Source organism: Arthrobacter crystallopoietes (assembly GCF_002849715.1).
Lineage (GTDB): Bacteria > Actinomycetota > Actinomycetes > Actinomycetales > Micrococcaceae > Crystallibacter > Crystallibacter crystallopoietes.
This window is the reverse complement of the sequence record NZ_CP018863.1, coordinates 4364620-4378201: the sequence shown is the minus strand read 5'-3', so window position 1 is coordinate 4378201 and position 13582 is coordinate 4364620. Positions and strand designations below refer to the sequence as shown.

10 protein-coding genes are annotated in these 13582 nt (G+C 65.8%); 6 read left to right on the top strand and 4 right to left on the bottom strand.

The window, feature by feature from the left end; genetic code table 11:
- Window positions 1-8: 8 nt before the first annotated feature.
- From rnc to fmdA, 5 genes are all read left to right on the top strand, one after another.
- Entirely contained in the window at window positions 9-704 is a 696-nt protein-coding gene (gene rnc, locus AC20117_RS20125; RefSeq protein ID WP_074702015.1) for a ribonuclease III, read from the top strand.
- The gene (mutM, locus tag AC20117_RS20120; protein WP_074702017.1) at window positions 697-1662 is read left to right on the top strand and encodes a bifunctional DNA-formamidopyrimidine glycosylase/DNA-(apurinic or apyrimidinic site) lyase; all 966 of its coding nucleotides are present in this window, start codon (window positions 697-699) and stop codon (window positions 1660-1662) included. The genes rnc and mutM overlap by 8 nt, the downstream gene beginning before the upstream one ends.
- A 144-nt stretch (window positions 1663-1806) precedes the next feature.
- A complete protein-coding gene (locus AC20117_RS20115; protein ID WP_074702019.1) occupies window positions 1807-2448 on the top strand; it encodes an AmiS/UreI family transporter in 642 nt (213 codons plus the stop codon).
- Window positions 2445-2729: an FmdB family zinc ribbon protein gene (locus AC20117_RS20110; protein WP_074702020.1), complete on the top strand. Its 285-nt coding sequence runs from the start codon at window positions 2445-2447 to the stop codon at window positions 2727-2729. The genes AC20117_RS20115 and AC20117_RS20110 overlap by 4 nt, the downstream gene beginning before the upstream one ends.
- 40 nt (window positions 2730-2769) lie before the next feature.
- Window positions 2770-4026 carry a formamidase gene (gene fmdA / locus AC20117_RS20105; protein ID WP_074702022.1) on the top strand — a complete coding sequence of 419 codons (1257 nt, stop codon included), beginning with the start codon at window positions 2770-2772 and terminating at the stop codon, window positions 4024-4026.
- A 74-nt stretch (window positions 4027-4100) separates the two neighbouring features.
- Here fmdA and AC20117_RS20100 read toward each other — a convergent pair whose 3' ends face one another.
- Genes AC20117_RS20100 through AC20117_RS20085 form a run of 4 tightly spaced genes read right to left on the bottom strand, consistent with a single transcriptional unit; the run spans window position 4101 to window position 9689 of the window.
- Complete coding sequence (locus AC20117_RS20100; protein ID WP_074702024.1) at window positions 4101-4916, bottom strand: serine hydrolase domain-containing protein; 816 nt, start codon at window positions 4914-4916, stop codon at window positions 4101-4103.
- Between the two features lie 23 nt (window positions 4917-4939).
- Window positions 4940-5974 (bottom strand): NAD-dependent epimerase/dehydratase family protein, encoded by a 1035-nt coding sequence (locus AC20117_RS20095; protein WP_074702025.1) that lies wholly within the window; start codon window positions 5972-5974, stop codon window positions 4940-4942.
- Window positions 5971-8670 (bottom strand): alpha/beta fold hydrolase, encoded by a 2700-nt coding sequence (locus AC20117_RS20090; RefSeq protein WP_074702026.1) that lies wholly within the window; start codon window positions 8668-8670, stop codon window positions 5971-5973. The genes AC20117_RS20095 and AC20117_RS20090 overlap by 4 nt, the downstream gene beginning before the upstream one ends.
- The gene (locus AC20117_RS20085) at window positions 8664-9689 is read right to left on the bottom strand and encodes a 3-oxoacyl-ACP synthase III (protein ID WP_074702028.1); all 1026 of its coding nucleotides are present in this window, start codon (window positions 9687-9689) and stop codon (window positions 8664-8666) included. Before AC20117_RS20085 ends, AC20117_RS20090 begins: the two co-directional genes overlap by 7 nt.
- Window positions 9690-9936: 247 nt before the next feature.
- On the opposite strand from AC20117_RS20085, the gene smc reads away from it, so the two are divergent.
- Window positions 9937-13575: a chromosome segregation protein SMC gene (gene smc / locus AC20117_RS20080; protein WP_170837965.1), complete on the top strand. Its 3639-nt coding sequence runs from the start codon at window positions 9937-9939 to the stop codon at window positions 13573-13575.
- Window positions 13576-13582: the final 7 nt, after the last annotated feature.

The window sequence follows — 13582 nt, the reverse complement described above, 5'->3', positions numbered from 1 at the left end:
GCGTCCGCATGCCTTCAACTGAAGAGCTTTTGAAGCGTCTCGGCGTCGAAATCGACGCCGAGACGCTTCGTCTTGCTCTGACACATCGCTCCTACGCGTATGAACACGGCGGCCTGCCGACCAATGAGCGCCTCGAATTCCTGGGCGACTCCATTCTCGGCTTCTCCGTTACTGATGCGCTCTACCGCGACAATCCCACCCTTCCCGAGGGCGAGCTGGCAAAACGCCGTTCCGCCGTCGTCAGCACCCGTGCGCTGGCAGGGGTTGCCCGCGACCTGGATCTGGGCCAGTACATTCTGCTCGGCCAGGGCGAAAAGCTGACCAACGGCGCCGATAAGTCTTCCATTCTGGCGGACACCGTCGAAGCGCTGATCGGCGCTACCTACCTCGTCAACGGCATCGAAACCGCGCGCGGAATGGTCATGCGCCTCATTTCCCCTCTGCTGGCGGATGCCGAGGCACTAGGCGCGGGTACTGACTGGAAAACGAGCATCCAGGAACTGGCCGCCGCCCGCAAGATGGGCGGCGTCGAATATGCCGTCCAGGGCTCGGGACCGGACCACGCCAGGACGTTCGTGGCCACGCTGCGCATCGGCGGCACCGCTTACGGCCAGGGCACCGGCCACTCCAAGAAGGAAGCCGAGCAGGAAGCTGCCGCCGTCTCATGGCGCCAGCTGCGTTCCGTCGAACCCGCAGATGCCTGAACTGCCTGAAGTCGAGGTAGTACGACGCGGCCTGGCCCAGTGGGTACGCGGCCGCACCATTACCGGCGTCGAGATCCTCGACGAGCGCTCCATCCGCCGCCATGCGCTCGGCGCCGAGGACCTGCGCGGCAACGTCGAAGGCACCCGGGTGGAAGACGTTGCGCGCCGCGGCAAGTTCCTCTGGCTGCCGCTGCGCGAAGAAACCAACAACGACGGCGGTGCGCCGCAACTTGCGTTGATGGCCCACCTCGGGATGAGCGGGCAACTGCTGGTCGAGGATTCCGTCCAGCCTGATGAAAAGCACTTGAAAGTCCGCCTCACCCTGAGCCCTGCCGCGAATACCGACGGCACGCCCATGCCAGCCGAACTGCGCTTCATCGATCAGCGGATCTTCGGCGGAGTTTTCCTGGCGGACCTGGTGCCGACGGCGGACGGGCACGCGGGAGGACTGTCGGAAACCGGCCTGCCGCTGGTGCCGGTGGAGGCTGCGCACATCGCCCGTGATCCGCTGGATCCTGCCTTCTCTTTCGATGCGTTTTACCGCCGCCTGCGTGCCCGCCGCACTGGAATCAAGCGCGCCATACTGGACCAGGGCCTGATCTCCGGGATCGGCAACATCTACGCCGACGAAGCTCTCTGGGCAGCCAAGCTGCACTATGCCCGGCCCACCGACACGATGCGGCGCAAGGAAGCGGAAAGGCTGGTCGAAGCCTGCCGCGACGTCATGAACCGCGCACTGGACGCCGGGGGCACCAGCTTTGACTCCCTGTACGTGAACGTTAACGGTGCTTCCGGATACTTCGCCCGGTCCCTGAACGCCTACGGGCGCGAGCGGGAAAACTGCAACCGCTGCGCCGCGCTGGGACTGGAGACGAAGATCCGCCGGGATATCTTCATGAACCGTTCCTCCTACACCTGTCCGGTGTGCCAGCCGAGGCCGCGCAACGGCCGCTGGTAGCCTGGCCGTCGCCCCCCCCCGGAAGCGGCAATAAGCCCCAGCCATAGGGTTTTCCCAACGTCTCCCATTGACCTGGGCAACCATGGGTTGTTAGGTTCGGCCCATACCCGTTTGTAGTTCCACTTCCTTTGCGATGAGGCAAATATGGCTAGTGCCGGACTGTTATACGTAGGAGCAATTCTCTTCATCAATGGGCTGATGCTGCTCGGGCGGATTCCCGGAAAATCAGCCGCGATACTCAATCTTTTTGTGGGCGCCCTGCAGACCGTGGTGCCGCTCGTCCTGCTGTCCCAGGCCCAAGGCGAACTGGCCCCGACGTTTGCGGCGGCCGGTTTGTTTCTGTTCGGCTTTACCTACCTCTACGTCGGCATCCTGCAGTTGACTGGCATCAGTGCCGAGGGACTTGGCTGGTTCAGCCTCTTTGTTGCTGTCGTCGCGATAGTCATCGGCGTCCTCAGCTTCACCCTGATCTCGGATCCGCTGTTCGGCGTCATCTGGATTACGTGGGCCGTGTTGTGGTTCATGTTCTTCCTCCTCATGGCCCTGGGCAAGGACTCGATCACGGCCGCCACAGGGTGGTTTGCCATCTTCTGCGGCTGGTTGACCTGTACGATCCCCGCCCTGCTGTTGCTCAGCGGCAGCTTTGTCTCGACGGCCACCACGGCCTGGGTCGGTGCGCTGGTTTTCGCCGCATCCTTTGCTGCCTCGTTGTTCCTGGGGCGGTCGCGGCAAAAGAGCGACGCAGACCAGATAGGGCCGGCAACAACACAAGGAGCGGCTTCATGACGCTTTACGAATACCGCTGTGCCGCGTGCGATGCGGTGGAGCTGAATTTCGTCATCGGACAGGCACCGCAGAGCGCCGAATGTCCTGGCTGCGGACGTCAGGTCCGCAGAGTCTTCAGCCCGCCGAGACTGTCCATCGCCGGGACCAGCGCATACAAACTGCTGGACGGCACAGCCAAGAGCGCCCACGAACCAGAGGTAGTCTCCGGGCTGCCCGGCAGGACGGCACCCAAACAACGTTATACGCACAATCCGCTGCACCGGAAGCTTCCGCGGCCCTGATCGGCAGGACGCAGAACATCAACAAGGGGAGTAGAGATTAATGCCAGAAGTCATTTTCCCGCTCGACTCGAGCAAGAAATTCGAAGACCAGGAAAAAGTCGGACACAACCGCTACCATCCGGAGATCCCGCCAGTGGCGACGGTCAAACAAGGTGTGTCCGTCCGGATCGACTGCCGTGAATGGTTCGACGGGGCCATCGTCAATGACGACTCCGCGGAAGATATCCTCAATGCCCCGCTGCTGACCGTGCACAAACTCAGCGGGCCGTTCGCCATCGAGGGCGCCCAGCCGGGTGACCTGCTCGTCGTCGACATTCTGGACGTAGGACCGATTCCGCAGGAGGATTCCGGGCCGCTGGCCGGCCAAGGCTGGGGCTACACCGGCATTTTCGCCAAGAGCAACGGCGGCGGTTTCCTCACGGAGCAGTTTCCGGATGCATATAAGGCCATATGGGACTTCACCGGCCAGAAGGCAACCTCACGGCACGTGCCGAATGTGTCCTTCAACGGCATCATCCATCCAGGGCTGATGGGCACCGCGCCCTCGGCGGAACTGCTGGCCAAGTGGAACAAACGCGAGGGCGATCTGATCGCAACCGATCCGGACAGGGTGCCGCCGCTGGCGCTGCCTCCGGAACCGCAGTCCGCGCTGCTGGGCGGTGTACCGGAATCGGATTTTGACCGGGTTGCTGGCGAGGCCGCGCGTACAGCGCCGCCGCGGGAGAACGGCGGAAACCAGGACATCAAGAATCTGACCAAGGGGACGCGGGTCTTTTACCCGGTGTTCGTGGACGGCGCCAACTTCTCGCTAGGAGACTTGCATTTCTCCCAAGGCGACGGCGAAATCACCTTCTGCGGGGCCATCGAAATGGGCGGGTTTATCGACCTGCGTTTCGAAGTGATCAAGGGCGGAATGGACACATACGGCGTCAGCGAGAACGCTATCTTCATGCCCGGCACCGTGGACCCGCAGTTTTCCGAGTGGCTGGCTTTCTCCGGCACGTCGGTAACCTTGGATGGCAAGCAGCACTATTTGGACTCGCACCTGTCCTACCAGCGCGCCTGCCTGCACGCTATCGATTACCTGACGAAGTTTGGCTACAGCCCCGAGCAGGCCTACCTGCTACTGGGCGCCGCGCCGATCGAGGGCCGGCTGTCCGGCGTGGTGGACATCCCCAACTCATGCTCGACGGTGTACTTGCCGACGTCGATCTTCGATTTCGATGTGCGGCCATCTGCGTCCGGACCGTTCCAGATCGACCCAGGCATTGGCGCCCCCAAGGCTTCGGCGGGCTGAGCTGAGGCTGCAGCAGTGCCGTGGACTCCGCTACAGGCAGGCGTCCACGGCATTGCACTGCCGGCAGGCTTGGCTCAGGTGGCCAGATCGGCCAGCGCCGCATCGGTGAAAGCCGGCCAGGCCTCGGCTGCCCAAGGGCCGAAGTCACGGTCCGTGAGCATGACACAGGCGACACCGGCTTCCGGGTCCACCCAGAGGAAGGTGCCGGACTGGCCGAAATGGCCGAAAGTGCGCGGTGAACTGTTCGCGCCGGTCCAGTGCGGCTGCTTGCCGTTGCGGATTTCGAAGCCCAGGCCCCAGTCATTGTCCTTCTGGCGCCCGAAGCCGGGCAGCACGCCTGCCAGTCCGGGGAAAACCACGGACGTGGCTTCGGACAGCGTGGAAGGATCCAGCAGCTTGGGTTGCTGCAGCTCCGCCGCGAAGCGCGACAAATCGGTGACGGTGGAGGTAGCTCCGGCGGCCGGGGAGCCCTCCAGCGAAGTCTGCTGCATGCCCAGCGGCAGCAGGACGCCGTCGCGCAGATAGTCGGCGAAGGCCATTCCGGTTGCGTGTTCCACGGTTTCGCCGAGGACCTCGAAGCCAGCATTGGAGTACAGGCGGCGTTCGCCGGGGGTATAGCGCACGGAGCGGTCGCCGAAGTCGTAGCCGCCGCTGTGTGCCAGCAGGTGCCGGACGGTTGAACCTTCCGGTCCTGCAGGCTGGTCCAGTTCCAAGGCGCCTTCCTCCACCGCCATCAGCACCGCATAGGCGCTGAGCAGTTTGGTGACGGAGGCCAACGCGTAATGGCGGTCCTGGTCTCCGTGGGAGCCCAGCAGTCCGCCGTCCTTCCCGATCACAGCGGTGGATGCATTCGGGACCGGCCAGTCGGCGATATGTTTCAGACTCTGCATGCTGATTCTCCTGCGGGTGGTAGTTAGAGGCGCCGGCCGGACCGGCCGAGGTAGTGCTCCGCGAGCCGGTCCAGGCCCTCTTCGATGCTGACCGCAGGGGACCAGTCCAGCACCTCGCGCGTGCGGCGCTGGTCGAACCAGTGCGCGGTGGAGAGCTGTTCGGCCAGGAACCTTGTCATCGGCGGTTCGTCGCGGACCAGGCCGCGTTTACCGGCTGCACTCCACGCGCGCTCGATCACACTGCCGGTACCCCGGGCCAGCCAGCCCGGCACATTCCAGGCCGGAGGCCGCACATCGGCAGCCGCGCAGATGCCGGCCAGCAGTTCGCCGACCGGCCGCGGCTGGCCGTTGGTAACCACCAGCGCCTGCCCGTGGGCGTGGTCCATCCGCTCCAGCGTGCGCGCAATGGCGGCGGCGGCATTGTCGATGTAGGTGCTGTCGATCAGCGCGGTGCCATGGTCCAACAGGGGCAGCCGGCCAGCCCGTGCCCGCGCCACGACCCGCTCCACCAGCTGGGTGTCCCCGGGACCCCAGACGACGTGCGGACGTACGGCGGCCACCCGGAAACCGGGAGAGTCTTCTGCCAACGCAAGCAGCTCGGCGGCAGCCTTGGATCTGGCATAGTTTCCGTGCGCGCGTTCGGGATCCGCAGTTCCGGCCCCGGCGCCGGCAATGGCCGCACCGAAATGGGCGACCGACGGCGAAGAGACGAACACAAAATCCCGTACACCGGCACCACGGGCGGCCTTGAGCAGACTCCGGGTACCTTCGATATTGGTGGCGACAAAATCGCTCCATTCGCCGGTGAAGGAAACCTTCGCAGCCAAATGCACGACGGCGTCAACGCCCGCGACGGCGCGGGCCACGGCCAGCTCGTCGGTCAGCGACCCTTGAACCGTTTCTGCCTGTGCCGCATTCCGGGCCAAGGCAGCCGGACGCCGCTGGAAGGTGCGCACGCGGTGGCCTTGTTCCATCAGCAGCCGGGCGACGGCACCGCCAAGCATGCCGCTGGCCCCAGTGACCAAGATGTTCCGGCCCCGGGCGGTTCCGGTGCTCATGGCCGGCCCATCCGTCCTCCGGCCAGCGCCTTCGCCGCCCACTGTGCCAATGCGGCCCGGTCGATCTTGGAATTGTGCCGGATATCGGTAGGCAGCTCGGGCACCGCCAGGACGGATGCGAGATCCAGACCGGTCTCTGCTGCGACTCTGTCGCGTACCTCGGCGCTGAGCTTCCAAGGAGCCGGAGCGGGTTTCCGTGCCTGCGGCTGCGTTTCGACGACGGCGACCGGAACCTGGGCACCGCCGGGGCCGACGCCCACCACGGCCGCCCGCGCCACCTGGGGGACCGTTTCGGCTGCTTGCTCGGCGGCCACGGGCGTCCTGACGCCGTGGGCGGTGGTCAGGATGTGTGCCAGCCGTCCCTCGACCCAGAGGCGTCCGGCGTCGTCAAGATGCCCCACGTCGCCGGTGCGGTGCCAGCCAGGGACGGATCTGCTGCGCGATTCGGTGATCCACAGCCGGTCATAGCGGTCCTTCACATGCGCAGCATTGACCAGGATCTCGCCGGTGACACCGGGCCGGGTGACGGGCTCATCCGTGCTGCTGCCGTCGGGGTTCAGGGCAGTGACGGCAACCTTGGCGCCGGACACGGGAGTGCCGACGCAGACGCCGTTGCCCCTACCTGCTGCCCGGATTTCTTCAAGGCTGATATCGGTGACGGGCAAGGCCTCGGTCATCCCGTACGGCGTGTGCAGGGATGCGTTGGGGACGAGCCGTTGGACTTTGGCCAGCAGCGGCTCCGGGATCGGCGCGCCGGCGGAGAGGAGCAGTTCAACCTCACCCAAGGCGCCGCGCTGTGGGCCGGAGAGCTCGACGGCGGTGGCAACGACGTTGTTCAGCGCCGCAGGGGACGCGAAAACGGCCGTCGCCTGCACGGCGGCCGCGGCTTCGGCCAGTGCCGCCGCGGTCAGGGTCTTGGGCGCCGTGACGTCCATGTCGGGGGTGACCGAGGTGGCTCCCAGCGCGGGTCCCAGCAAGGCGAAGGGGGCGAAACCGGCAACCAGTGCGGTGCCGGCCTGCAGCTTGTACGTGTCCTTCAAGGTATCCCGCATGGCGGCCAGCTGCCGGTGCGTGTAGACCACGCCCTTCGCCGGTCCGGTGGAGCCAGAAGTGAAGAGGATGGCGGCATCCGCGTCCGGTTGCGGATCCGATGTGACGCCTTCGGTACCGGGCATGACCGGAATCGACTGCAGCAGGTCCTCCACTGTGTGGCTCACGCCGTACAGCGCGCGTTTGGGCGCGCTCATGGCCGTGGCGCTGATCTTCACCCCGGGCCATTGGAAGAGTCGGGCGGCAACGAAGGCGCGTTCGATTCCGATAATGAACTTCGGCCCGGCACCCTTGATGGCACGGCTCAGGCCGGTGGCGCCCAGGCCGGCGTCGGCAACCACGATGACGGCGCCGAGCTTCAGGCACGCGTAGATCAGGCTCGTCAGTTCGATGCCGGGCGGAACCAAGAGGTTGACGCGGTCTCCGGCCTTGACCCCGATGGACGACAAGCCCGCCGCCAGACGGTCTACAACAGCGGCAAGTTCGGCCCACGACAATGTCCGCGGGCCGGTTCCCGGCTCAGCGTCGAGCGGGGCCATATCCACCACGGCCGGCGAACTGTCCCCGGCGCGCTCGGCCAGTTCGGCCAGCATAGGACGGAACGAGCCCGTGCCTGCTGCGGTCACTGTCGGCGCGGCTTGGAATGTGCCGCTTTCGGAAGCGCTGCCACCTGCCGTCGCATTGGCCTGTTTGCTTCCCCCGCTGTCCAAGTCGAGGCCGGGCTTCAACCTGTCCAGCCAGTTAAAGACGGGGCTTGCGATGTCTGCGTCTTCGGGAAGCAGATGGCCGGCACCTTCGAAACGGTGCACGTCCGCCTGCGGCAGGCGCTGCAGCAGATCGCGCAGGTAGCGGTCGGAGAAGATCGGATCCTTCGGCCCCCACAGGACCAGGGCCGGAACGTCCAGCGAATGGATGCCGTCGGCTACCCCGGTAAGCGTGCCCCAGCTGGGGGCAGATGGATCCGCGGGGATGTCGGCGACGAAATTGCCCACCCCGGACCTGCGTTCGGCGCTGCGGTACGGTGCCATGAACGCTTCGCGGACGTCCTTGGCCAGCGGGGGATGCGCCAAAGCATGTGTCACGCGGAGGAAAGCGGCCGACGTCGTCGTTCCCCAGCTGTGCACGGCCGGGTGCAGCGCGAGCTGCAGCGGGGCGGGGACGGAGTAGCCAGCCGGATGAACGGCCGTGTTCGTCAGGACGACGGCGGCGAGCTGCTGCCGGTGGCGTGTGGCCCAGCCCAGAGAGATCAGGCCGCCCCAGTCGTGGCCGACGGTGACAACCGGGCCTGTGAGGTCCAGCTCGCGGGTCAGGTCGCCCAGATCCGTGATGCGGTCCTCAAGACGGCGGAACGTACCCGTGCGGGCGGAGAAACCCATGTCCAGCTGGTCGACGGCGACCACCCGCCAGGGCCGGTCCGCCTCGGTCGCTGCGGCCAGCAGGCCGCGCCAGAGGTAGGACCACGTGGGATTGCCATGAACGCAGAGCAGCGTGCCGGCGGGCGTGATCCCGCGCTCTTCCAGTTGGGGGCCGTTGTCGAGCAGATGCCAGGTGTGTGTGCTGCCGTCCGGGTCCGCTGCAGCCGTCGAAGGTACGTTGACGCGGCGGGACCAAACAGCCCGGACGCCGGGCCACAGCTCAGTTACCACGCAATCTCCATCATGGACGTGTTCAGTCCGGAGCCCACGCCCATGCACAGGACACGGTCGCCGGCGTTGAGGCTCTGCGCTTCCTGGGCCAGGGTCATCGGGAGCGACGCCGGGCCCACGTTGCCCCACTTCGGGAAGGTGATCGGTACCCTCTCCTTGACGAGGTTGACCGCCTTGATGATGGCGTTGGTGTAGGAATTGGAGACCTGGTGGGTGACGTAGCGGTCCATGGATCCCCAGTTCCAGCCGTTGTCGTGCGCCTCGTGCCACGCCGTGACCACCAGTTCAAGCCCGCCCTCCAGCAGCCCCTTGGTATCGGTGAACATCCCGTCCTGGCCGCCCACGCACAGGCCGTGGTGTTCGGTTCCGGCGCGCGAGACACCGCCGATGATCCGGTGCGAGCCGGGGTGCAGGTCCGCCGGGCCGATCACGGCTGCGGCGGCGCCGGAGCCCAGCGTCAGCGTGGCGAATTCGCGCAGGTAGTCTTCCCGGGAGGACTCGGGGTCGTTCAGCCGTTTGAACGTGGTTTCCTGGGTCTGCTGCGCATCTTCGCCGGCGACGATGAGCGCGTACTTGATCTGGCCCGAGTCAATCATGTTGGCCGCCAAGGAGATCCCGTTGACGAACCCGAGGCAGGCATTGGCCAGGTCGAAGTTAATGGCCGACGACGGCAAACCCAAGCTGTGGTGGATCTTCACCGCCACGGATGGCTCGAGGTTCTTGCGGGTCACCGAAGTATTGATCAGCAGGCCGATTTCGTCCGGCTCGATGCCGGCCTCAGCCATGGCTTTGGCACCGGCTTCGATGGCGGCGTCGTCGAAACTTGTGCCCGGTGACCACCAGCGGCGTTCGGATACTCCGGCGACACGCTCGAGCAGACGCTTGGAAAGGCGCAGACGCTTGAGGCTGGGGGCCAGGCGCTCGTCGAACTCCGCGGAACTGACGACTACCGGCGCCTCCACACTTGTGACGGCCAGCAGTGCCGTGTTGTCATGTCGAAACGTCGCGTTACCGATCAATATCCAGCCTTTATTCGTGTTTCTGTCCGCGGCACCGGTCCGCGCCTTGATGCACCCCGAAACCTTAACTATGCACCTAATGCGGCCGTTCCCGCACATGCACCGTCCGGCATGCATATGTGATTAACCGCTCCTCCACAGCAGACCCGGGAGGCCTGGTTGCGCACACCGGCGCCCCTTTGTGCCGCGATCTGCATAGGAAACACGATAGATTGTTTCAAGGAAAAAGTGCTGCGGGAGACACAATTTGCATCTGAAATCTCTGACTGTGCGCGGCTTCAAGTCTTTTGCGTCTGCCACGACCTTCGATTTCGAGCCCGGTGTCACGGCCGTCGTCGGACCCAACGGGTCCGGTAAGTCCAATGTCGTCGACGCCTTGGCTTGGGTCATGGGTGAACAAGGTGCCAAGACTCTGCGCGGCGGCAAGATGGAAGACGTCATTTTTGCAGGGACCTCCGGCCGTTCGCCGCTGGGCCGCGCCCAGGTCTCCTTGACCATCGATAACGCCGATGGCGCGTTGCCCATCGAATACGCCGAAGTCACCATCTCGCGCACGCTTTTCCGTACCGGCGGCTCCGAATATGCCATCAACGGCAGCAACTGCCGCCTGCTGGACATCCAGGAACTGCTCAGCGACTCCGGCCTTGGCCGCGAGATGCACGTGATCGTCGGCCAGGGCCAGCTGGACCGCATTCTGCATGCCACTCCGGATGACCGCCGGGGGTTCGTCGAGGAAGCCGCGGGAATCCTCAAGCACCGGCGGCGCAAGGAAAAGACGGTCCGGAAGCTTGAGTCGATGCAGGCCAATCTCGCCCGCCTCACGGATCTCACCGGCGAGCTCCGCCGGCAGCTGACCCCGCTGGGCAAACAGGCCGAGGTAGCCCGCCGCGCCCAGCAGGTGCAGTTCGAGGTCCGGGATGCGCGGGCACGCCTGCTGGCAGATGACCTGGTCCAGCTGACCGCTGCCCTGGCACAGGAAGTGGCGGACGAAGCCGCGATGAAAGCCAGGCAGGCCGAGGTGGAACGTACGTTGGAGGCCGGACGGCGGCGGCTCGCGGAACTGGAACGGCTGGCGGCCGAGGCCACACCGAGGCTGAACGCCGCCCGGGATGCCTGGTACCAGCTTTCTTCCGCGCGCGAACGGTTCAGATCACTCGGCAACCTGGCAAATGAACGACGCCGGCTGCTCGGCAATGCGGACGCGGAACCTGAAAACGGACGGGACCCGGACCAGCTGGAACAGCAGGCCGCCCAGGTACGCGAAGAACAGGCGGAGCTCGAGTTTGAGTTGGAGGACCGCAGGGAAGCCCTGGAGGACGCAGTGCAGGCCCGCGCCGACGCGGAAGCCAGCGCCGCCGCCGAAGACCAACGCCTGACCGCCATCCTCCGGGCGGCCGCAGACCGCCGGGAAGGTCTCGCCAAACTCGCCGGACAGGTGGCTGCGGCCCGGTCGCGGGTGGAGGCGGCCGAAGCGGAGCTGGGACGCCTGCGTGCCTCGATCGGCGAGGGCGAGGAACGCCGCCGGAAAGCACAGACCGAGTTCAGCGCCCTGGAATCACAGGTCGCGGGAGTGGAAGAAGGGGAAGAGGGCCTCGACGCCGAATACGAGCAGGCATCGCAGGAACTGGATGCCATCGAGGAAGAACTCGAAGCCCTCGTTGCGGAGGAACGCGAAGCCGAACGTGAGCGCGATGCACTGTCCGCTCGAAAGGAAGCTCTGGAAGTAGGTCTCGACCGCCGGGATGGCAGCGAGGCGCTGCTGGCCTCCGGTTCAGCGGGAGTCTTGGGCCCGCTGGCAGAACGGATATCGGTGGAACCCGGCTACGAGCCGGCGATAGCCGCCGCCCTGGGCAGCAGCGCCGAAGCGGTGGTCGTCGCAGACCGGGACGCCGGGGTGCAGGCGCTGGAGCTGATGAAGAGCGATGACGCCGGCCGGATTGAGCTTGTTTTCGCCCGGACGGCTGATCTTGCTCCGGTAGATCAGGGCACAGCGGATGCCGCCCAGGCGGATCAGGCTTCCGCGGATCAGGCCCCGGAGGACTTGGCCCTGTCGTGCGACGCGGTCCGTGCCCTCTCTCTGGTTACGTTGAAGGAAGAAGCCGCAGCTGTACGCGCCTTGCTGGCTTCCGTCGTCGTTGTTGAGGATCTTGCCGGTGCAGCGGAAGCTGTTTCCGCCAGTCCGGAGCTGACCGCTGTTACTAAGGCCGGCGAGGTCTTCAGCGCCTATGGTGCCCGCGGCGGCTCGGCGGGCCGGCCGAGTCTGCTGGAGGTGCAGGCTGCGGTGGAGGAGACGGGCCAACGCCTGGCACAGGCCGCAGCCAGGGCTGAACGGGCCAAGTTTGCGATCGCAGCAGCGACGGCGCGGCGTGCAGAAACCGGCGCTCGGGCAGAGGCGGCGCTGGAACAACTTAATGAATCGGATGCCAGGCTTGCGGCCGTGGCTGAACGGCTGGGCCATCTCGGCTCCACGCTGCGCTCAGCCGTGGGGGAGAGCGAGCGGCTTGCCAGGCTGGTTGAAGCTGCCGAAGCCAACGTTGCCACCGAGCAGCAGAAACTGGCGGAGATCACCCAGCGGCTCGTTGCCGCCCAGGAAGCTCCAGCAGAATCCGAGCCCTCAACCGAGGAACGCGACGCGCTCGCAGCGGCCGCCACCAGGGCGCGTCAGAGCGAGATGGAAGCCAGGCTGGCTCTGCGCTCGGGTGAGGAACAGCTGAACGCTATCGGTAACCGCGCCGCATCGTTGGAACGGGCGGCGGCAACGGAACGGCACGCCCGGGCGCAGGCGGCAGAGCGGGCACTTAAGCGCCAGGTGCAGGCGGCCAAAGCCGCCGCCGTCGCAAGGGGCGTCAAGCAGGTGCTGGCCTGGCTGGACGTGTCGGTGGACCTGGCCGAACGCGAACGTGATGCTGCCGAGGAGGTCCGGGCAGCGTGGGAGCGCGAACTGGCCACCGTCCGCACCTCGACCGACGCGCTCGCCAACGAGCTGCGGGAGCTGACGGATTCCGTACACCGCGATGAGATGGCGCGGGCCCAGCAGCGGCTGCGCATCGAGGCACTGGAAACAAAGGCAATTGACGAACTGGGTCTGACACCGGACCACCTGGTGGCTGAATACGGGCCGGACCAACCGGTTCCGGTGGCCACGGCGGCGTCGAACGACAAGTGGGCGGCCCTGCGCGCGGAGGTGGACGAAGACGGTAACCCCGTGGTTGAGGGAGTGCCGTTTATCCGGGCAGAACAGGAGAAGCGGCTGAAGAAGGCGCAACGGGACTTGTCCTCGCTAGGCAAGGTGAACCCGCTGGCACTGGAAGAGTTTGCGGCTCTGGAGGAACGCCACCAGTACCTCAGCGGCCAGCTGGAAGACCTCAAAGCCACGCGCAAGGACCTGCTGGACATCATCAAGGAAGTCGACGAGCGGGTGGAACGCGTCTTCACCGAGGCTTACCATGACACGGCGGCACAGTTCGAACGGGTCTTCGGCCGGCTGTTCCCCGGTGGTGAAGGACGCCTGGTGCTCACGGACCCGGACGACATGCTCACCACGGGTATCGAAGTCGAGGCACGCCCGGCGGGCAAGAAAATCAAGCGCCTCTCGCTGCTCTCCGGCGGCGAGCGATCATTGACCGCAGTGGCCCTTCTGGTGGCGATCTTCAAGGCGCGGCCCTCGCCTTTTTACGTGATGGATGAGGTAGAAGCGGCCCTGGATGACACGAACCTGGGGCGGCTGATCACCATTTTCGAAGAGCTGCGCGAATCCAGCCAGCTCATCGTCATCACGCACCAGAAGCGCACCATGGAAGTCGCCGACGCACTCTACGGCGTGACCATGCGGGGGGACGGCGTCTCCACCGTGATTTCCCAGCGCCTTGCCACGGCAGAGGTCTAAGGCACCA

Bases quoted from the DNA above. Each gene is read 5' to 3' on its own strand.
- AC20117_RS20095 (WP_074702025.1), bottom strand. From the start codon at position 5,974: ATGAGCACCGGAACCGCCCGGGGCCGGAACATCTTGGTCACTGGGGCC.
- AC20117_RS20100 (WP_074702024.1), bottom strand. From the start codon at position 4,916: ATGCAGAGTCTGAAACATATCGCCGACTGGCCGGTCCCGAATGCATCC.
- fmdA (WP_074702022.1), top strand. From the start codon at position 2,770: ATGCCAGAAGTCATTTTCCCGCTCGACTCGAGCAAGAAATTCGAAGAC.
- AC20117_RS20115 (WP_074702019.1), top strand. From the start codon at position 1,807: ATGGCTAGTGCCGGACTGTTATACGTAGGAGCAATTCTCTTCATCAAT.
- AC20117_RS20110 (WP_074702020.1), top strand. From the start codon at position 2,445: ATGACGCTTTACGAATACCGCTGTGCCGCGTGCGATGCGGTGGAGCTG.
- mutM (WP_074702017.1), top strand. From the start codon at position 697: ATGCCTGAACTGCCTGAAGTCGAGGTAGTACGACGCGGCCTGGCCCAG.
- rnc (WP_074702015.1), top strand. From the start codon at position 9: ATGCCTTCAACTGAAGAGCTTTTGAAGCGTCTCGGCGTCGAAATCGAC.